Genomic DNA, 19752 nt, shown 5'->3' on the forward strand with positions numbered 1-19752 from the left:
ACGGCGAAACCGTGCCGGCCGGGTCGCGAGCGGGTCGGCGGGCACGGAAGTTGGTGCGCTGCGATCGGCCGCGGTGCCGATCGGGGCGAAGAACTGTGCTGACGGGAGAGTGCGCGACATCATGACTGCGATCCGGGTGGGTGTGATCGGTGCGGCCGGCCGCATGGGCACCGAGGTGTGCCGTGCCGTCGAGGCGGCGGACGACCTCGAACTGGTGGCGCGTGTCGACGAGGGAGACGACCTCGCCGACCTCGCGAAGGCGGGTGCGCAGGTCGCCGTGGACTTCACCCATCCGGGTGTGGTCATGGGCAACCTGGAGTACTGCGCGGGCGCCGGGATCCACGCCGTCGTCGGCACCAGCGGCTTCACCCCCGACCGCTTGGCGCAGTTGCGCGAGTGGCTGGCGAAGAGCCCGGAAACCGGCGTTTTGATCGCGCCGAACTTCGGCATCGGCGCGGTGCTGATGATGCGGTTCGCGGCCCAGGCGGCGCGCTTTTACGAGTCGGTCGAGATCGTCGAACTGCACCACCCGAACAAGGTCGACGCGCCCAGCGGCACCGCCCGCCGGACCGCCGAGCTGATCGCCGAGGCACGGGAGGGCGCCGGCCTCGGGGAGATGCCCGACGCGACGGTGGACGACCCGGACGGTGCGCGCGGTGGCAAGGTCGACGGCGTGCCGGTGCACGCGGTCCGGCTGCGCGGCCTGGTCGCCCACCAGGAGGTGCTGCTCGGCGACGACGGCGAGATGTTGACCATCCGGCACGACTCGTTCCAGCGCACGTCCTTCATGCCGGGTGTGCTGCTCGGGGTGCGTCGTGTGGTCTCCACGCCCGGCCTGACCGTGGGCCTGGAACACTTCCTCGATCTGGGCTGAGCATCGTGAGGCAACGTGTCACCGCGCTCGTGCTGATCGCGGTTCTGGTCTTCTACGTGTTCCTCGTCGGCAGTCGCGGCATGATCGCGATTCGCGACGGGCGGCCGGTCACCGTCGTGCTCGGGCTGGCGATCCTGCTCGTGCCGGTGGTGGGCGCCTGGTACATCTGGCGCGAGGTGCGCTTCGGCTTCGCGATGCAGCGGCTGGCCCGCGAGTTGGCGGCCGAGGGCGGGCTGCCGGCCGACGAGTTGGCCCGCACCCCCGGCGGGCGGGTCGATCGGGACAGCGCCGACGAGGTGTTCGAGCGGCGCAAGGCCGAGGTGGAGGCCGCGCCGGACGACTGGCGGGGCTGGTATCGGCTGGCCGTGGCCTACGGCGACGCGCGCGACAACGCGCGCGGGCGCCGGGCGATGCTGACCGCGATCCGCCTGCACGCGGGCCGGGCGCCGGCCACGCGTTAGCGCGTGTCTTCAAGCCCCCGTCGGGTTCCGCGGCGTTCGGTGCTGTGCATCGGCGTGCCGGAGAAGCAGGTGCATAGTGGTTCTATTCGCCTGTTTCTCCGGGGCGGCGAGGTGCGGTGCCGGGCGTTGTGGAGCCCGACAGGGGCTTGAAGACACGCGCTAGGGTCTGGCGCCGGCCGGGTGGTCGAGTGTCGCGGGGCCGGGCGGGTGGGGCGTGGCCGGCTGCGCGGCGGTCGGGTCCAGGGCGGTGAGCAGCCGGGCCGATACGGGCGCGGCCAGGATGCCCGCCACCGCGTCCACCAGGTCCTCCACGAACGCCGCGGGCGGCAGCACGTCGTGCGCCTGCCCCTCGTGGACGCGCTGCTCGCGATCGGCCGTCGCGTGTACGGCCAGGCTGCCGCCCAGGCGCAGCCGGTTGCGTCGCACCGCGCTCGGCAGGTGGCCCAGGGCCAGATCGATCAGGTGGGCGAACTCCGGCGAGCTGCCCTCCAGGCCCATCGCCGGCAGCGCATAGGCGGAGGCGCCCGGGTGCTGGTGCACCCGGGCCAGAAAGCGTAGGTAGAAGCTGCCCCCGACGTCGATCTGTTCGGCCAGCGGGCGCACCATGGCCTCGGCCAGGGCCCGGGGGTCCCGGTCGAGGCCGGCCCGGACCAGTGCGCGGACCAGGTCCTCGCGGCGCCCGTTGACCGCCGCGAGCCGGAAGCCGAAGATCGCCCGGATCAATTCCTCTTTGCTGCCGAAGTGGTACTGCGCGGCGGAATTGTTGCGCTGACTCGCCGCGACACTGATCCGGCGCAGCGAGACCGCGTCGATTCCGTGTACGGCGAACAGCCGCTCGGCGGTGAGCAGAAGGCGCTCGCGGGTCGGAGTTCGGCTCACGGCGCCCACGTTAAGTCGGCTGACTTACCCACTTCAATGGCACGTCGGTGTGGTCTTCACCGTGTTCGTCGGCCGTTTCGCCGCCGATTTCCCGCTCGCGTCACGGGATTGCCGTCGGGCGGAAACGGATCGACCCCGGAGTGGGGCGACGAACGTGGTCGGATTTTGCTCAGGGCATCGGGGAGACCGCCGTGTGCAGTCGCACCTGGCGGATCACCGCGCCGCCGGGCTCGTCCACCCACAGTTCGCGGGTGGCGCCGTCCGCGGCCCAGCCCGCGCCGGTCAGGAAGTCGTACAGCGGCTTGTCGTTCTCCAGGACCCAGGTCACCAGCGTGTCCACGCCGTCGGACACCGCGTCCGCGACGACCGCGGTGAGCAGCCGGGAGGCGTGCCCCTCGCGCTGTCGGGCCGGGTCGATCACCAGGATCGCCAACTCGCCCGCCCGGGCCGGGTCGAGGTCCTCGTCCGAGCCGGGGACGAGGGCCGCGAAGCCGGCCGCGGTGGAGCCCGTGCAGGCCACGAGCACGCGGTGGCGCGGTGAGGGTGGCGCGATCGCGGCGTCCTCCCACTCGGCGGCCAACGCCTCGGGTGTGGCCGCCGCCAAGGCCGCGGCGGGCAGCACGCCGGTGTAGGCGTCGTGCCAGGCCCGGGCGTGCGCGGCGCCCAGGGCGGGGCCGTCTCCGGCGTGGGCCGGCCGTACGTAGCAATCGCTCATGTGGTGCCCCCATCGTCGAGTTCGGCCGATTCTCGCGCGCCCGACGGTTTCCTGTCCGCCGCTCGCCGAACGCACACACCCGTGGGCGACACGCGCCGCCGGCGTTCCCGCCCCCGCGCGCGTCGTGCGACGCTGTCGGCCAAGGATTGGTGGGCGCGGCAGCGGAGGATGGTCATGGGGGTCCGGGTCCGACGAATCGCCCCGGTGTGCGCGGTGGTCGCGGTGCTCGCGACCGGCTGCATGGTGGGTCCGACGATCGACGACGAGAAGCCGAAGCCGGCCGCGGCCGGCCCCACCGGCAATCCGCCGGATCTGCCCGACAAGAATCCGACCGACGGCTCGACCCCGGCGGCCCCGCCGCCCTCGGGCGCGCCGCCGCCGTCCGGCGGGACCGGACAGAAGAAGCAGACGCACACCTACTCGAACGGGCTGACCGTCACCGCCCTGGCGCCGGCGGTGACCCGGACGGCGGCCGTGCCCGGCGAGCGGCGGGAGACGGTCGACGTGGCGATTCCGATCCGCTACGGCAACCGCACCGGATCGAACCTGGTCGCCGAACTGTTCCAGGTGACCCTGTACGCGGGGCCGGACGCGCTGCCGTGCGCCCTCGCCAAGGTCGGCTCGGCGCGCAGCGGCCCGGGTGAGGTCGCGGTGAACGCCGACACGGTGATCACCTACAACTTCGCGGTGCCGAGGGAGCTGGTCGGGAAGCTGGAGGTCCAGGTGCAGCCGTACATGGGCCGACTGGACCGGGTGACCTTCACGACATCCGCGGCGCTGCCGGCGGGTGCGCCGACGCGGCCCGCCGAGGGGCCGTCGACCCAGCCGAGCACGGTGGTGGTGCCGCGCTCCACGCCGACGGGCACGGGGACGAGCGCGGCTCCGAGCGGTGGTTAGGCTTATCCGCCGCCGCACCCCCCTTCATCGACGCACGGCTGCGTGCGTTCGTCCGACGAGGAGCCACCCCGCGTGACCGAAACACCCCAGGAGAAGTCGGCTGTTCGATTCCGGGACGACGTGACCGTCGAACTGATCAAGCACAGCGCCTCGGACCAGGACGTGCTGTGGGCCGCCAGGGTCTCCACGGCGGGGGAGAAGTCCCTCGACGAGTTGGACAAGGACGCCTCGCGCTCCAGGGGATTGATCAACTACCTGATGCGCGACAAGCACGGCAGCCCGTTCGAGCACAACTCGATGACCTTCTTCGTCAGCGCCCCGATCTTCGTCTTCCGCGAATTCCACCGCCACCGCGTCGGATGGTCTTACAACGAGGAAAGCGGGCGTTATCGGGAGCTATTGCCGGTGTTCTATGTGCCTGCGACGGAGCGGCGGCTGGTGCAGCGGGGCAAGCCGGGGGCGTACGAGTTCGTCGACGGCACGGCCGAGCAGCACGCGGTGGTCGACGAGGCGACGCGGGCGGGCTACGAGGCGGCGTACGCGGCCTACCGGCGCATGCTGGAGGCGGGTGTCGCGCGGGAGGTGGCGCGAACCACGTTGCCGGTCGGGCTGTACTCGTCGATGTACGCGACCTGCAACGCGCGCTCCCTGATGCACTTCCTGGGACTGCGCACCAGGCATGACGACGCGACCTTCCCATCGTTCCCGCAGCGCGAGATCGAGATGGTCGCGGAGCGGATGGAGGCGGCCTGGGCGGAGTTGATGCCGCTGACGTACGCGGCGTTCAACGCCAACGGTCGGGTCGCGCCGTAGGGGGCGAGGGCGGGGCAGGGGCCGGCTGAGCCGTCCGAGTGGTCAAATCGGCACATAGGGTGACATTGGAAATTTTTCGCCAGAATCCCTAAGGTTTCGCCCCTCGTGGTCGATACTGAAAGAGATCAGGCGCTGCTCGAACCCCCGAGCGGGCAGCGCCTGGTCCCTTGTTTTGTGCGGCCCGGTCCCCGGTTTCGTTCGGGTCTCGTTCGGGCCGATGGGGCGGGCTCCCGGGCGATGGAGGTCTCGGTGGAGGTCTCATAGGGCGGGTGCTACCCGCAGGTCAGGTGCGGGCCCGGTACGGTTTGGGCCATGGCTCCGACGTCTACCCCCCAGACCCCCTTCGGCCGGGTCCTCACCGCGATGGTGACCCCCTTCACGGCCGACGGTGCGCTCGACCTCCCCGGCGCCCAGCGCCTGGCCGCTCATCTTGTCGATGCCGGCAACGACGGACTCGTCGTCAACGGCACCACCGGCGAGTCGCCCACCACGAGCGACGCGGAGAAAGAGCAGCTGGTCCGGGCGGTTCTGGAGGCCGTGGGCGATCGCGCGTTCGTGGTCGCCGGTGTGGGTACCAACGACACTCGGCACACGGTCGAGCTGGCCCGGCAGGCGGAGGCCGCCGGTGCGCACGGTCTGCTCGCGGTCACCCCGTACTACAGCAAGCCCCCGCAGGAGGGCCTGTACCGGCACTTCACCACGGTCGCCGACGCGACCGGGCTGCCGGTGATGCTGTACGACATCCCCGGTCGCAGCGCCGTGCCGGTCGAGACCGAGACCCTGGTCCGGCTCGCGGAGCACCCCCGGATCGTGGCGAACAAGGACGCCAAGGGCGACCTCGCCTCGGCTAGTTGGGTGATGGCGCGCACCGACATGGTGTACTACAGCGGTGAGGACATGCTGAACCTGCCGCTCCTGTCCATCGGCGCGGTCGGTGTGGTGAGCGTGGTCGGACACCTCGTTTCGGCGGAGCTCCGCGCGATGATCGACGCCTTCACGGCCGGCGACGTCGCCAAGGCGCGCGAGATCCACCAGCGTCTTCTTCCGGTGTACACCGGCATTTTTCGTACCCAGGGCGTGATCCTCACCAAGGCCGCACTGGGATTGCAGGGCCTGCCCGCCGGGCCGCTGCGGCTGCCGCTGATCGATGCCGACGAGGCACAGATCGCGCAGCTGAGGCAGGATCTTTCGGCGGGTGGGGTAGAGCTGTAAACAGGAATATCTGTAAGTAGTGCCCCGGGCGGGTACCACACCCGCTCGGGCCGAACACGAGCTTTTGCGCGTTCCCGTCCGGCCGAGTATCGATCGGCCGGACGGCGGCACGTGGCGAGGAGAGAACTTGAGCCATCCCCACCCCGAATTCGGCCCGCCGCCGGTGCTGCCGAAGGGCGGCCTTCGGGTCACCCCGCTGGGCGGCCTCGGCGAGATCGGCCGAAACATGACCGTCTTCGAGTTCGACGGCCGGCTGCTGATCGTCGACTGCGGGGTGCTGTTCCCCGAGGAGGAGCAGCCCGGAGTCGACCTCATCCTGCCGGACTTCAGCTCGATCCGGGATCGCCTCGACGACATCGAGGCGGTCATCCTGACCCACGGGCACGAGGACCACATCGGTGCGGTCCCGTACCTGCTGCGGGAGAAGGCCGACATCCCGCTGATCGGGTCGAAGCTGACCCTCGCCTTCATCGAGGCGAAGCTCACCGAGCACCGCATCCGGCCGTACACCCTCGAGGTCAAGGAAGGCGACATCGAGCGGCTGGGGCCGTTCGAGTGCGAGTTCATCTCGGTGAACCACTCGATCCCGGACGCGCTCGCACTGGCGATCCGCACCGAGGCCGGCACCGTCGTGCACACCGGCGACTTCAAGATGGACCAGTTGCCGCTGGACAACCGGCTCACCGACCTGCCGGCGTTCGCCCGGCTGGGCACCGAGGGCATCGATCTGCTGCTCGTGGACTCCACGAACGCCGAGGTCCCGGGCTTCATCCCGGCCGAGCGGGACATCGCGGGCGTGCTGGACCGGGTCTTCGCCGACGCCGACCAGCGGATCATCGTGGCCAGCTTCGCGAGCCACGTGCACCGCATCCAGCAGGTGCTCGACACTGCGTACGCCTACGAGCGCAAGGTCGCCTTCGTCGGCCGCTCGATGGTGCGCAACATGAAGATCGCCGGGGAACTCGGCTATCTGAAGATCCCCGCAGGCCTGGTCGTGGACGTCAAGACGCTCGACGACCTGCCGCCGGACGAGGTGGTCCTCGTCTGTACCGGCTCGCAGGGCGAGCCGATGGCGGCGCTGTCGCGGATGGCCAACCGTTCGCACCAGCAGATCCGGATCGTCGAGGGCGACACCGTGGTGCTCGCGTCCTCGCTGATCCCGGGCAACGAGACCTCGGTCTACCGGGTGATCAACGGGCTGACCCGGTGGGGCGCCAAGGTCGTGCACAAGGGCAACGCCAAGGTGCACGTCTCCGGCCACGCCTCGGCCGGTGAACTGCTGTACTTCTTCAACCTCACGCGCCCGCGCAACCTGATGCCCGTGCACGGCGAATGGCGCCATCTGCGCGCCGCCGCCGATCTGGGCGTCAAGACCGGGGTGCGCAAGGACCGGGTGGTCCTCGCCGAGGACGGGCTGACCGTCGACCTGGTCGACGGTGTCGCCAAGATCACCGGGAAGGTGCAGGCCGGATACGTCTACGTTGACGGTTTGTCCGTGGGCGACGTGACCGAGTCCTCGCTCAAGGACCGTCGGATCCTGGGCGAGGAGGGCTTCGTGTCCGTGTTCCTCGCCGTGGACTCCAGCTCGGGCAAGGTGGTCGGCGGGCCGACCATCACGGCGCGGGGATCGGGTATCGACGACGCCCGGTTCGACGCGGTGATCCCGAAGATCGAGGAGATGCTGCAGAAGGCCGCCGCCGACGGGGTGGCGGAGCCGTATCAGTTGCAGCAGCAGGTGCGGCGGATCGTGGGCAAGTGGGTGTCGGACACCTATCGGCGCCGGCCGATGATTCTGCCGGTTGTGGTGGAGGTCTGAGACCTCCTCGATCGTTTTGCGCGGGGCCCGCTACGAAATCTTCGTAGCGGGCCCTGTGTGGTTTGGGGGCGGGGGGTGGGCGTGGGCGTGGGCGTGGTTCGGGGGAGTCGGCGGTTGTGGTCGGTGGCGGTGGCGGGTTGTCGACCGGATGTGCGAGGCGGTGGGTGTGGGGGTGGCTGCGTTTGGCGGGTCTTGGCGGGGCCTTGGTGGGCCTTGGCGGGCTTGTCGTGGTGCGGGGGAGGGTGATGGTGGCGTGAAGCTGGGGTGGCTGGGGAGTTTGTGGCCTTTTTTGTGGTGTGAAGGTCGGGTTCTCGTACTTATGGGTGGCTCGACTGCCGGCTCCTAACGTCGGTCGTGTTCGGAGGGCAGCCGCTCTCCGGGCGCTGGACAGGTCGACACGGTCGACAGGATCGGCAGTCAGGAGCACACATGTATGCGGTACAGCGGAATCGGCGTTGCGGCGGCCCACGACGGGGCGCTCCGCCGCCCGCGCCGTGGGGCGCGCCGATCTCGGTGCCCGGGCGGCGGCCGGTCGCCCGGTTCGGGCGATCGCGGCGTGGGCGGGTCGCGGCGCTCGCGCTGAGCTCGTGTGCGGCGCTGGGTCTGGGCGCGGGGATGACGGGCCCCGTCTCGCCGGCGGCGGCCGCCCCGCGCTGCGACCACGTGGCGAAGGACAACCGGCCGGAGCTGCGTGAGGGGGATCGGGACGACGCGGTCGCCCAGGTGCAGTGCCTGATCGACACGAGGTCCGGAGCCCCCGGCGAGTTGCCTGAGACCGGGGTGTTCGACGCGGCCACCGCGGACGGGGTCCGGTGGGTGCAGAAGTGCAACGGCCTCGATCCGTCGGGGGTCACGAACGAGGCCACCTGGAAGGTGCTCTATCGCGCGAAGAAGGGATGCGGGCGGCAGGCGGAGCACACCGGCACCGAGTAGCGGGTGCGGGCCGGGCGGGAGGCGGAAGGGGCGTCGGCGGGTCGGCCGGGGTCGGGTCGTGGGGGCGGCCGGGCCGAAGTCGTACACAGGCCGGGTGTGATGGTCACACCCATCCCGGGGGCTGTGGACGACGGGCGGCGCGCGTGGAGGGGGCGCGCGCACACTGGCCCGCATGACGCCGACCGATCTTTCCGCACTGCTGTCCCGGCCCTTCACCCTCGCCGTCGCCGCCCGCCACGGGGTCGGCCGGTCGGTCGTCCGACGCCTGGTGCGCGACGGCGACGTGCGTCGGGTCATACACGGGGTCTACGTCGGCGCGCACGTCGACGACACGCCGGAGGTGCGGGCCCGGGCCGCGGTCATGGTTCTGCCCCGCGGGGCCGTGGTCTGTGGGCGCACCGCGGCGAGGTTGTACGGCGTGCGGGTTCCGGCGCGGCCCCGGACGCAGGCACGGCGCGTGGCACCGATCGAAGTGGTCGTGCCGGTGGGGGCGGCTCTGCCCCGCCGGCACGGCTGCCGGGCGCGGATCATGGCGCTCGGGCCGGGGGAGACGGTGTGGCGGGCCGGGATTCCGGTCACCTCGCCCGCCCGGACCGCGGCGGACCTGGTCCGGACCTCGGATCGGGAGACCGGCGTGGTGGTGCTCGACGGGTTCCTGCGGGCCGGGCTGATCGCGCCCGACGCGTTGTCGGCAATGGTCGAGCGCTACGCCGGACATCCGGGGCGCCATCGGCTCGCCGAGGTGGTGCGGCTGGCCGACCGGCGCAGCGCGGGTGAGGACGAGACCCGGCTGCGGCTGGCGCTGCTCGACGCCGGGGTGCCGGCGGCCGAGGTCGGCTGGGAGATCCGGTCGGCGTTCGGTCGGGTCCTGAAGCGCTTTGCGCTGGCCTGGCCGGGGGCGCGGGTCGGGGTGGAGCTGACCGACGACCGGCAGTGGGTCAGGGCGCGGCCTCGGAGCATCGCCGGGCAGAGCTGGCTCGTGTTGCACTGCCCGACGCTCCAGGCGCGCGAGCGGCCGGCGGCCACGGTCGCCCGGATCGGATCGGAGTTGCGGCTGCGGGAGCGGCGAAATCGCGGCGACATCGCCGCGTAGGCGCCGGCATGCTGCGGCGATGAACGTGAACGAGGCAGGGCCGGTGGTCACCGATCGGCTGGAGTTGATTCCGGTCGAGGTCGGTCACGCCGAGGAGATGGCGCGGGTGCTGGGCGATCCGGCGCTGCACACCTTCATCGGTGGTGAGCCGGAGGACGTGGACGCGCTGCGGGCGCGCTACACGCGCTGGGCGAAGGGATCGCCGGATCCCGGCGTGGTCTGGTTGAACCGGGTGATCCGGCTGCGGTCGCGGGGGTCTCTGGTGGGCACGGTCCAGGCCACGGTGGGGCCAGGTCCGGTCGCCGAGGTGGCCTGGGTGGTGGGAACCGCCTGGCAGGGCCGGGGCATCGCCAAGGAGGCGGCGGTCGCGTGGGTGGCCTGGCTCCGGGCCGGAGGCATCGAAGAGATCCGCGCCCACATCCACCCGGCCAACACGGCCTCCGCCGCAGTAGCCGAAGCGGCGTCCCTGACCCCCACCGAAACCTGGCGGCAAGGCGAACAACGCTGGTCCACGACCCGCACGACGCCAACACCCAAGTGAACCCGACCACCCCACCCGGAGCCGCCTCACGCCCCGCCCGGCCACGCTCTCCACCGGCACCCGGCCGAGCCCGGCCGGACTCGACCCACCGACCCCAGAGCCACCCCAGACCGGCCCCACTGCACCCTCCACCCGTGCCCGAGCCGGTCCCCGGCCGGCCCCACCCACTTGTCCTGAAGTCGTCCACGACTGGCGCTGCCGCCCCCGCCGGCGCGAGGGTGGGTCTGATCGGCTCTGCCCCGCCCTGGAGTATTTCCGCGACCGGCCCTGCTGCGCTGCCCGCCGGCGCCCGGGTCGGTCCGGCCGGCCGGATCGGACCACCCGGTCTGGAGCTGTTCCGCGACCTGCCCCGCTGCGCTCTCCGCCGGCGCGCGCGGGTGGGTCGATCGGCCCATCCACGCCGGAGTTGGCCCTTGACTCGCCGCGCTGTGCTCTCCGCCCGCGCCCCGGTGGTCCGGCCTGTGTTCGGACTGCGGCCTCGGTTTGGTGGGGGCTTGTGCTTCCGTGGTGGCTTTTGTATGGGGCTGGTTGAGGGAGGGATGGGCCTCGTGCCGGTTTGGGCCGGCGGGCGGCATCGGGTGGGTGGCTGCCGCTGGGGCTTGCGCCGGCTGCGGGTTGGTTCGGCTGGTGGGGTGGGGTGGGGTCTACGTTGGGGGGCTTTGTGGTGTGGGCCGGGGTTAGTCGTCGCCGGAGACTCTCAGGACCAGGATGGCCATGTCGTCTCGGGCCTGTTCTTCGGCGAATTGTTCGACCGCGCGGTGGATTCGGGCCGCTACCGCACCGGCGGTCAGGCCCGTGCAGCCGGACAGGACCTCGGCCAGGCCGTCGTCGCCGAGCATGCGGGTGCCCTCGCGGCGTTCGGTGACGCCGTCGGTGACGCAGACCAGGACGTCGCCCGGGTCCAGGTCCACCGTCTCCAGGACCAGGTCGACCTCGTCCAGGACGCCGAGCAGCGGCTGCGGGGTGGCCACCGCGTCGACCGTGCCGTCGGGGCGCAGGCGCAGCGGGAGCGGGTGGCCCGCGGAGACCAGGCTCAGGCGTACGCCGCCGCCGTCGCGGTGGGTCATGTGACCGTGCAGGAGGGTCAGGAACCGGCTGCGCGGGCCCTCGTCCAGGATCGCGGTGTTCAGCCGTTGCAGGACGGCGGGCACCGACATGCCCTCGCGGGTCAGCAACCGCAACGCCGTGCGGGCGAGTCCGGTGACCGCGGCGGCCTCCGGGCCGGTGCCGCACACGTCGCCGATGGCGAAGCCCCACTTGTCCTCGCCGATGGTGAACAGGTCGTAGAAGTCGCCGCCGACCTCGTTGCCCTCGCCGGAGGCCTGGTAGACGACCTCGACGTCCACCCCCGGCACCTTGGGCAGTTCCGGCGGCAGCAGGCTGCGCTGGAGGGCCTGGCTGGTCGCGTTGCGCTCCGAGTACAGCCGGGCGTTGTCCATCGCCAACGCGGCGCGGCGGGACAGGTCCTCGGCGAGTTCCAGGGTGTCCCGGCGGAACCGGTCGCCGGCCAGAATGCCGAAGGTCAGCATGCCGATGCCGCGCCCCCGGGCGACCAGCGGCAGCGTGACCGCCTCGCCGGTGACCAGGTCGGTGTGCTCGCGGACCACCTCCGGGTCCAGCGACCGCAGGCCCAGCCAGCGCCGGGCGCCGGGCGTGGGCTGCGCGCGCGGCGCCTCGGCGCGGTCCAGCAGTGCGCGCAGGTCGTCGATCCGCATCTCGTCGGCGTGCCACACCACGCTCAACACCGGCGCGTGCGACTCGCCGGTGTGTACCGCACACCACGTGCCCAGTCGCGGCACCACGATCTGGGCGATCATGGCCAGCGTCATCTCCGGGTCGAGGGTGCCGGCCAGCAGGTCGGACGCCTCGGCGAGGAAGGACAGCGAGCCGCGCCGGACCCGCTCCAACTCGGACAGGCGCGCGCTCTCCACGGTCAGCGAGACCCGGTCGGCGGCGCGCTGGAGCCGGGCCGCGTCGTCGTTGTCGAAGCGGGCCGCCGACTCCGAGGCGACGCCGAGCGTGCCGGTGAGCCGGCCCTCGACCTTGAGCGGAACGGTCACCGCCGAGCGCATCCGGGTCCCCTGCAGGATCGGCACTGCGTCGGGCCCGGCCTCCAAGTCCTCGTGCACGGCGGGCATCCGGGCCGAGCCGTAACGGCCCACCGAGGTCTCCACCGGCACCCGCGACAGCCGATGCACCGCGCCCGCCAGGCCGGTGGTCGCGCGCACCTCCATCTCGCTCTCGTCGTCGGTGGCCAGCAGCACGAACGCGGCGTCGGCGTCGAGCAGGTCGCGGGCACGTTCGACCGCGCGCTGGAGCAGGTCCTCCAGGCCCAGTCGGTTCAGCCCGTCGATCCCGTCCCATTCGCTGTCCACCGGGATCGCCGCCCCGGCGCGACCACGTGAGGCGTCCCGGTTCTCCAGCAGCGCGCGGGCCTGCGCGGGCACCAGGAGCGCGACCAGCGCGGGGTCGCCGTCGGCGTCGCGCAGCCGCACGTGCGAGGCGAAGACGCGCGTGGCTACCCCGTCGGCGGCGCGCACGTCGTACCCGCCCTGCCAACGGGACAGCTCCAGCATCTCGTCCAGCGTCAGCTCGGTGCCCGGCGTCTGCGGCCAGGCGACCAGGTCGCCCAGCGCCATGCCGATCGCCTCGGTGTCACTCAGACCGAACAACCGGGCCGCCTCGGGGCTCCAGTGGGTCACCTTGCGCGAGGCGTCGGCGTGCACCACCGCCACGCAGACCGGCACCGCGGCATCGGGCAGCGCGTTGGCGGGCAGCAGCGGCCCGGCCGAACTGGTCGCCGAGACCGGGTCGGGCAGTTCGAGCCGGAACCACACCCGTTTGACGTTCTTGGCGTATTCGACCCCCCACGCCGACGCCAGCGACGCGGACAGGAACAGCCCGCGGCCGCTCTCGTCGCCGTCGTCGAAGCCGGTCGCCGGCTCCGGCAACTCGCGGCTGGGGTAGTGGTCGGTGACCTCGATCTGGACGCCGCCGTCGTAGCGCACGCACGAGACCTCGGCCGAGGTGCCCGCGTGCACGATCGCATTGGTGACCAACTCGCTGGTCAGCAATACGGCGTCGTCGACCACGTCGCCGGCGTCCCAGTCGGTGAGCGTCTTGCGGACGAACGAGCGTGCGGCCGCCACGGACCTGCCCTCGGGTGCGAAGGCAGCGCTCATCCGGGCAGTGATGAGCATGCTCGTTCCCTGATCCATACACTCCCGCATCTGCGACGAACGGCGGCTGCGGTGACGAATCCGGCTCCACAGTCCGGCAGATTCGCACCCTATCGGTTTCGGACGATCGGGCGGACCCCTTCCAAACAGTGACGCATCGATCACGATTCCGACAGATGTTCCGTCCGAGCGTGCCATTCGGGCCCGCACTTTCCGGATGACAAGCACCATCCTCCCGGACCGCCTCTGCTCTCAACCCTGTGAGTGAAAGACTGTGGACGGCAAGCGGCCGGAGGCACGGACGGTCGCGGCGAATCGGGTCCGGCGGAGGAAATGCGAGATGGCGAAGGCTTCCCCAGCGCAGGCGCGGACTGCGGCCGTCCGGCAGGGCCGGCACGACGAGCAGGATCTGCGGCGTCTGCTGGCCGCCCTGACCGGCGTCCGTGACGGCAACTTCCGCAAGCGCCTGACGGTCTCCGGCGACGGGATCATGTCCGAGATCGCCGTCGTGTTCAACGACATGGTCGAGCGCAACCAGCACCTGTCCGGCGAGTTGGCCCGGGTGCGTCGGGTGGTCGGTCGAGAGGGCAAGCTGACCGAGCGGCTGGACCCGGGCCCGGGCGAGGGTGCCTGGGCGACGAGCATCGACGCGGCCAACGCGCTCGTCGAGGACCTGGTGCGCCCCACCGTCGAGGTCGGCCGGGTGCTGGCCGCGGTCGCCGAGGGCGATCTGTCCCAGCGCATGGACCTGCGGATCGCCGAACAGCCGCTGCGTGGCGAGTTCCTGCGGATGGGCCGCACCGCCAACGGACTGGTGGACCAGCTCAGCGCGTTCGCCGACGAGGTCACCCGGGTGGCCCGCGAGGTCGGTACCGAGGGCAAACTCGGCGGGCAGGCCCGGGTGCGCGGCGTCTCCGGCAGCTGGAAGGACCTCACCGACTCGGTCAACACGATGGCCAGCCGATTGACCCTCCAGGTGCGCGACATCGCCCTGGTGACCACCGCCGTGGCCAAGGGGGATCTGTCCCGCACGGTCACCGTCGAGGTGGCCGGCGAGATGCTGGAGCTGAAGGAGACCGTCAACACGATGGTCGACCAGCTCTCCGGCTTCGCCCAGGAGGTGACCCGGGTGGCCCGCGAGGTGGGCACCGAGGGCCGCCTGGGCGGCCAGGCCCGGGTCGAGGGCGTCTCGGGGACCTGGAAGGACCTCACCGACTCGGTCAACATCATGGCGGGCAACCTGACCGCCCAGGTCCGCGACATCGCCCAGGTGACCAAGGCGGTCGCGTACGGCGACCTGTCGCAGACCATCACCGTGTCCGCGCGCGGCGAGATGGCCCAGCTCGCCGAGACGATCAACGCGATGACCGGCACGCTGCGCACGTTCGCCTCCGAGGTGACCCGCGTGGCGCGCGAGGTCGGCTTCGAGGGCCGGCTCGGCGGCCAGGCCCAGGTCCCCGGCGGCGCGGGCATCTGGAAGGACCTGACCGACTCGGTCAACACCGCCTTCTTCAACCTCACCGCGCAGGTCCGCGACATCGCCGGGGTGACCACGGCGGTCGCCCAGGGCGACCTGTCGCAGAAGATCACCGTGGACGTCTCCGGCGAGATGCTGGAGCTCAAGAACACCGTCAACACCATGGTCGGCCAGCTGTCGGCCTTTGCCTCCGAGGTCACCCGAGTCGCCCGCGAGGTGGGCAGCGAGGGCATCCTGGGCGGCCAGGCGCAGGTCTCCGGCGTGGCCGGCACGTGGAAGGACCTGACCGACTCGGTCAACGTGATGGCCGGCAACCTGACCGGCCAGGTCCGCAACATCGCCCAGGTCTCCACGGCCGTGGCCCGGGGCGACCTGTCGCAGAAGATCACGGTCGACGTCTCCGGCGAGATGCTGGAGCTCAAGAACACCGTGAACACCATGGTGGACCAGCTGTCCGCGTTCGCCTCCGAGGTCACCCGGGTCGCCCGCGAGGTCGGCGGCGAGGGCCGGCTCGGCGGCCAGGCCCGGGTGGTGCCGGGCGTTGCGGGTGTGTGGCTCGACCTCACCGACTCGGTGAACTTCATGGCGGGCAACCTCACCGCCCAGGTCCGCAACATCGCCGAGGTGACCACGGCGGTCGCGCGCGGCGACCTGTCCAAAAAGATCGACGTGGACGCCCGGGGCGAGATCCTGGAGGTCAAGAACACCGTCAACACGATGGTCGACCAGCTCTCCGCGTTCGCCGACGAGGTCACCCGGGTGGCCCGCGAGGTGGGCACCGAGGGCCGACTGGGCGGTCAGGCCCAGGTGCTCGGGGTGGCCGGGGTGTGGCGCGACCTGACCTACTCGGTCAACTCGATGGCCGGAAACCTCACCGAACAGGTGCGCAGTCTGGGCCAGGTGACCACCGCCGTGGCCCGCGGCGACCTGTCGCAGAAGATCACGGTGGACGCCCGGGGCGAGATCCTCGAACTCAAGAACACCGTGAACACCATGGTCGACCAGCTCTCCGGCTTCGCCGACGAGGTCACCCGGGTGGCCCGCGAGGTGGGTACCGAGGGCCGCCTCGGCGGGCAGGCCGACGTCAAGGGTGTCTCCGGCACCTGGAAGGACCTCACCGAGTCGGTCAACGTGATGGCCGGCAATCTGACCGGCCAGGTGCGCAGCATCGCCGACGTGACCACGGCGGTGGCCACGGGCGATCTGTCCAAGAAGATCACCGTCGACGCCCGGGGCGAGATCCTGGAGCTGAAGGAGACCGTCAACACGATGGTCGACCAGCTCTCCGCGTTCGCCGACGAGGTGACCCGGGTGGCCCGCGAGGTGGGTACCGAGGGCCGACTCGGCGGGCAGGCGCGGGTGCGCGGGGTCTCCGGCATCTGGAAGGACCTGACCGACAACGTCAACGTCATGGCCAACAACCTGACGTCCCAGGTGCGCAACATCGCCCAGGTGGCCACCGCCGTCGCCGACGGCGACCTGTCCCAGAAGAGCACCGTCGAGGCCAAGGGCGAGATGGCGGGCCTGGCGGGCACGATCAACACGATGGTCGACACGCTGCGCGCGTTCGCCGACGAGGTCACCCGCGTGGCCCGCGAGGTGGGCACCGAGGGTATCCTGGGCGGCCAGGCACACGTGCCCGGCGTCTCGGGCACCTGGAAGGACCTGACCGACAACGTCAACTCGATGGCGGACAACCTCACCGGCCAGGTCCGCAACATCGCCAAGGTAACCACCGCGATCGCCGGCGGCGACCTGTCGCAGAAGATCGACGTGGACGCGCGCGGCGAGATGCTGGAGCTCAAGACCACCATCAACACCATGGTCGACCAGCTCTCGGCGTTCGCCGGCGAAGTCACGCGCGTGGCGCGCGAGGTGGGCACCGAGGGCATGCTGGGCGGCCAGGCCGAGGTCGAGGGCGTCTCCGGTACCTGGAAGCAACTCACCGAGAACGTCAACGAGTTGGCCGGCAACCTGACCCGCCAGGTGCGGGCCATCGCCGAGGTCGCCACCGCCGTGACCCGGGGCGACCTGTCGTTGCAGATCGCGGTGGACGCGTCCGGAGAGCTCGACGAGCTCAAGGACAACATCAACCAGATGATCTACAACCTGCGCGAGACCACCCGGGCCAACCGGGAGCAGGACTGGCTCAAGACCAACCTGGCCCGGATCTCCGGTCTCATGCAGGGCCGTCGCGACCTGATGGCGGTCGCCGCGCTGATCATGAGCGAGCTGACCCCGGTCGTGGACGCCCAGCACGGCGCCTTCTTCCTGGCCGAGTTGACCCAGGAGGACGTGGTCGAGCTGCGGCTGATCGCCTCCTACGGCTACCAGGACGGCGGCGGCGTGCCCACCCGCTTCCGGCTCGGCCAGTCGCTGGTCGGCCAGGCCGCGCTGGAGAAGCGCTCGATCCTGATCCTGGACGCGCCGCCCGGCTACATCAAGATCGCCTCCGGTCTGGGTGAGGCCGCCCCGGCGAACGTGATCGTGCTGCCGGTGCTGTTCGAGGACCAACTGCTCGGCGTGCTCGAACTCGCCTCCTTCCGCCCGTTCACCAAGGTGCACCGCAACTTCCTGGAGCAGCTGAACGAGCAGATCGGGGTCACGGTCAACACGATCATGGCCAACTCGCGCACCGAGATGCTGCTCGCCGAGTCGCAGCGACTGACCGAGGAACTCCAGGAACGGTCCGAGGAGTTGCAGCGCCAGCAGGGCGAGCTGCGGCACTCCAACGCCGAGTTGGAGGACAAGGCGGCGCTGCTCGCCCGGCAGAACCGGGACATCGAGATCAAGAACCGGGAGATCGAACAGGCCCGGCAGGCGCTGGAGGAGCGGGCCGAGCAGCTCGCGCTGTCCTCCAAGTACAAGTCCGAGTTCCTGGCCAACATGTCGCACGAGCTGCGCACCCCGCTGAACAGCCTGCTGATCCTGGCCAAGTTGCTCGCCGACAACGTCGAGGGCAACCTGACCCGCAAGCAGGTCGAGTTCGCCGAGACCATCCACGGCGCCGGATCCGACCTGCTCCAGCTGATCAACGACATCCTGGACCTGTCCAAGGTGCAGGCCGGGAAGATGGATGTGCGTCCCGCGCGGATCGCGCTGGCCCAGCTGATGGACTACGTCGAGGCCACCATCCGCCCGCTGACCTCGGAGAAGAACCTCGAGTTCACGGTGCACGTCTCGCCCGCGGTGCCCGGGATCCTGTTCACCGACGAGCAGCGGCTGCAACAGGTGTTGCGCAACCTGCTCTCCAACGCGGTCAAGTTCACCGACTCCGGCTCGGTCGAGGTGTTGATCACGCTCACCGACGACATCCCGCTGACCAACACCGAGTTGGACAACGCGGAACACGCGGTGGCCTTCTCGGTGATCGACACCGGCATCGGCATCGCGGTGGACAAGCTCAAGGTGATCTTCGAGGCGTTCCAGCAGGCCGACGGCACCACCAGCCGCCGCTACGGCGGCACGGGCCTGGGCCTGTCGATCAGCCGGGAGATCGCCTGGCTGCTCGGCGGCGAGATCCACGCGGAGAGCATGCCGGGACGCGGCAGCACGTTCACCCTCTACCTCCCGCTGGACAGCGTCCTGGTCCCGGGCGACGAGATCGGCCACGACCGCGACATCGAGTTGCCGCCGACCCCGTACCGGGCGGCGCTGCCCGCCGCGGCGCCGTCCACCCCGCTGCTCAGCGACGCACCGGAGTTGCCCGGGGAGGGGGAGGACGAGCCCGACGACACGGGCGAGGCGGCGCCGCGCCGGGTCCTGGTGGTGGAGACGCCGCAGTCCGACGGCGCGCCGCTGAGCACCGCGCTGGCCGGGCTCGACGGGCAGATCGACCTGAGCACCGCCGCCGACGAGGGCGAGGCGGTGCGCCTGCTTGCCGAGGCGCCGCCCGCGTGCCTGGTGGTGGACCTGCGGCTGCCCGACGAGGGCGCGTGGCAGGTGCTCGACGCGGTCGCCTCGCGGAGCGAATTGCAGAGCCTGCCGGTCGTGGTGCACGTTCCGGCCCGCCCGACCCGCTCCGAGTCGGGCCGGCTGCGCGGCTACCGGCGCCGGATCGTGCTGCTCCAGCGGGTCTCCACCCCCGACGCGCTGGCCCGGGCGGTGCTGGGCGCCACCGGGCCGGTGCGGGCCGACCACACCGGCCCCGCCAAGCCGGTGGTCGAGCCGTTCGAGGGCACCTTCGACGGCGAGCGGGTGTTGATCGTCGACGACGACGTGCGCAACGTGTTCGCGTTGACCAGCGTGCTGGAGCAGTACGGACTCAGCGTGCTGTACGCGGAGAACGGCCGCGAGGGCATCGAAGTGCTCCAGGGACACGACGACATCGCGATCGTGCTGATGGACGTGATGATGCCGGAGATGGACGGATACGCCACCACGTCGGCGATTCGCCGGATGCCGCAGTACGCGGGGTTGCCGATCATCGCGTTGACCGCCAAGGCGATGAAGGGGGATCAGGAGAAGAGCATCGACTCCGGCGCCTCCGACTACGTGGCCAAGCCGGTCGACACGCGGCACTTGTTGGGACTCATCCGCACTTGGCTCGACCACTAGTTCGCTTCTCGGGTGGCAAGCACCACATGATGGAACCCGTATGGTCGAACCGGCGTTGAAGGGGTGGAGGGGTCGATGGGGTGTTGTCGCAACCGTAGGTCGGGCTGTGGTGACACCATGCGGTCGTCTGTTCCGGAATACCTGCCGAGCCGATCGCCTGGCCACTACCATGACCGGGACGAGCATCACCCGGAACGTGTGCTCGACCGGCGTGGAGTGCGTCGGGGCGATCTCGGCCGACGGTGTGCCGGGCCGAACCGTGTCGATCGAGGCCGTGTCATTCTGGGCAGCGTCAGCAGTGCCGG

Annotated in this window: 13 protein-coding genes; 10 read left to right on the forward strand and 3 right to left on the reverse strand. The window is 71.0% G+C overall.

What is annotated here, in order from left to right:
* Window positions 1-121 precede the first annotated feature (121 nt).
* Both dapB and ACFXKZ_RS24580 read left to right on the forward strand, forming a co-directional pair.
* Complete coding sequence (dapB, locus tag ACFXKZ_RS24575; RefSeq protein ID WP_380003105.1) at window positions 122-874, forward strand: 4-hydroxy-tetrahydrodipicolinate reductase; 753 nt, start codon at window positions 122-124, stop codon at window positions 872-874.
* A gap of 5 nt (window positions 875-879) precedes the next feature.
* Window positions 880-1335, forward strand: a complete 456-nt coding sequence (locus ACFXKZ_RS24580) for a hypothetical protein (RefSeq protein ID WP_380003106.1) — start codon at window positions 880-882, stop codon at window positions 1333-1335.
* 159 nt (window positions 1336-1494) lie between these two features.
* On the opposite strand, the gene ACFXKZ_RS24585 is transcribed toward ACFXKZ_RS24580, so the two are convergent.
* Window positions 1495-2214, reverse strand: a complete 720-nt coding sequence (locus ACFXKZ_RS24585) for a TetR/AcrR family transcriptional regulator (RefSeq protein ID WP_380003107.1) — start codon at window positions 2212-2214, stop codon at window positions 1495-1497.
* A gap of 169 nt (window positions 2215-2383) precedes the next feature.
* A complete protein-coding gene (locus ACFXKZ_RS24590) occupies window positions 2384-2929 on the reverse strand; it encodes a GNAT family N-acetyltransferase (protein ID WP_380003108.1) in 546 nt (181 codons plus the stop codon).
* Window positions 2930-3103: 174 nt separating this feature from the next.
* Here ACFXKZ_RS24590 and ACFXKZ_RS24595 point away from each other — a divergent pair, with 174 nt between their 5' ends.
* From ACFXKZ_RS24595 to ACFXKZ_RS24625, 7 genes are all read left to right on the forward strand, one after another.
* Window positions 3104-3826, forward strand: coding sequence for a hypothetical protein (locus tag ACFXKZ_RS24595; protein WP_380003109.1), 723 nt, complete (start codon window positions 3104-3106; stop codon window positions 3824-3826).
* A 72-nt stretch (window positions 3827-3898) separates the two neighbouring features.
* The gene (thyX, locus tag ACFXKZ_RS24600; protein WP_380003110.1) at window positions 3899-4639 is read left to right on the forward strand and encodes an FAD-dependent thymidylate synthase; all 741 of its coding nucleotides are present in this window, start codon (window positions 3899-3901) and stop codon (window positions 4637-4639) included.
* 312 nt (window positions 4640-4951) lie between these two features.
* A complete protein-coding gene (dapA, locus tag ACFXKZ_RS24605) occupies window positions 4952-5851 on the forward strand; it encodes a 4-hydroxy-tetrahydrodipicolinate synthase (protein ID WP_380003111.1) in 900 nt (299 codons plus the stop codon).
* A gap of 127 nt (window positions 5852-5978) precedes the next feature.
* Complete coding sequence (locus ACFXKZ_RS24610) at window positions 5979-7667, forward strand: ribonuclease J (RefSeq protein ID WP_126638412.1); 1689 nt, start codon at window positions 5979-5981, stop codon at window positions 7665-7667.
* Window positions 7668-8096: 429 nt separating this feature from the next.
* Complete coding sequence (locus tag ACFXKZ_RS24615) at window positions 8097-8600, forward strand: peptidoglycan-binding protein (RefSeq protein ID WP_380003112.1); 504 nt, start codon at window positions 8097-8099, stop codon at window positions 8598-8600.
* Between the two features lie 172 nt (window positions 8601-8772).
* A complete protein-coding gene (locus ACFXKZ_RS24620) occupies window positions 8773-9693 on the forward strand; it encodes a type IV toxin-antitoxin system AbiEi family antitoxin domain-containing protein (protein WP_380003113.1) in 921 nt (306 codons plus the stop codon).
* Between the two features lie 19 nt (window positions 9694-9712).
* Entirely contained in the window at window positions 9713-10234 is a 522-nt protein-coding gene (locus ACFXKZ_RS24625) for a GNAT family N-acetyltransferase (RefSeq protein ID WP_380003114.1), read from the forward strand.
* A gap of 677 nt (window positions 10235-10911) precedes the next feature.
* Here the strand turns inward: ACFXKZ_RS24625 and ACFXKZ_RS24630 are convergent.
* Window positions 10912-13434: a SpoIIE family protein phosphatase gene (locus ACFXKZ_RS24630; RefSeq protein ID WP_380003116.1), complete on the reverse strand. Its 2523-nt coding sequence runs from the start codon at window positions 13432-13434 to the stop codon at window positions 10912-10914.
* Window positions 13435-13753: 319 nt separating this feature from the next.
* On the opposite strand from ACFXKZ_RS24630, the gene ACFXKZ_RS24635 reads away from it, so the two are divergent.
* Complete coding sequence (locus tag ACFXKZ_RS24635; protein WP_380003117.1) at window positions 13754-19447, forward strand: HAMP domain-containing protein; 5694 nt, start codon at window positions 13754-13756, stop codon at window positions 19445-19447.
* Window positions 19448-19752 lie beyond the last annotated feature (305 nt).

Source organism: Embleya sp. NPDC059237 (assembly GCF_042754105.1).
In the GTDB taxonomy this organism is placed as follows: Bacteria; Actinomycetota; Actinomycetes; order Streptomycetales; family Streptomycetaceae; genus Embleya.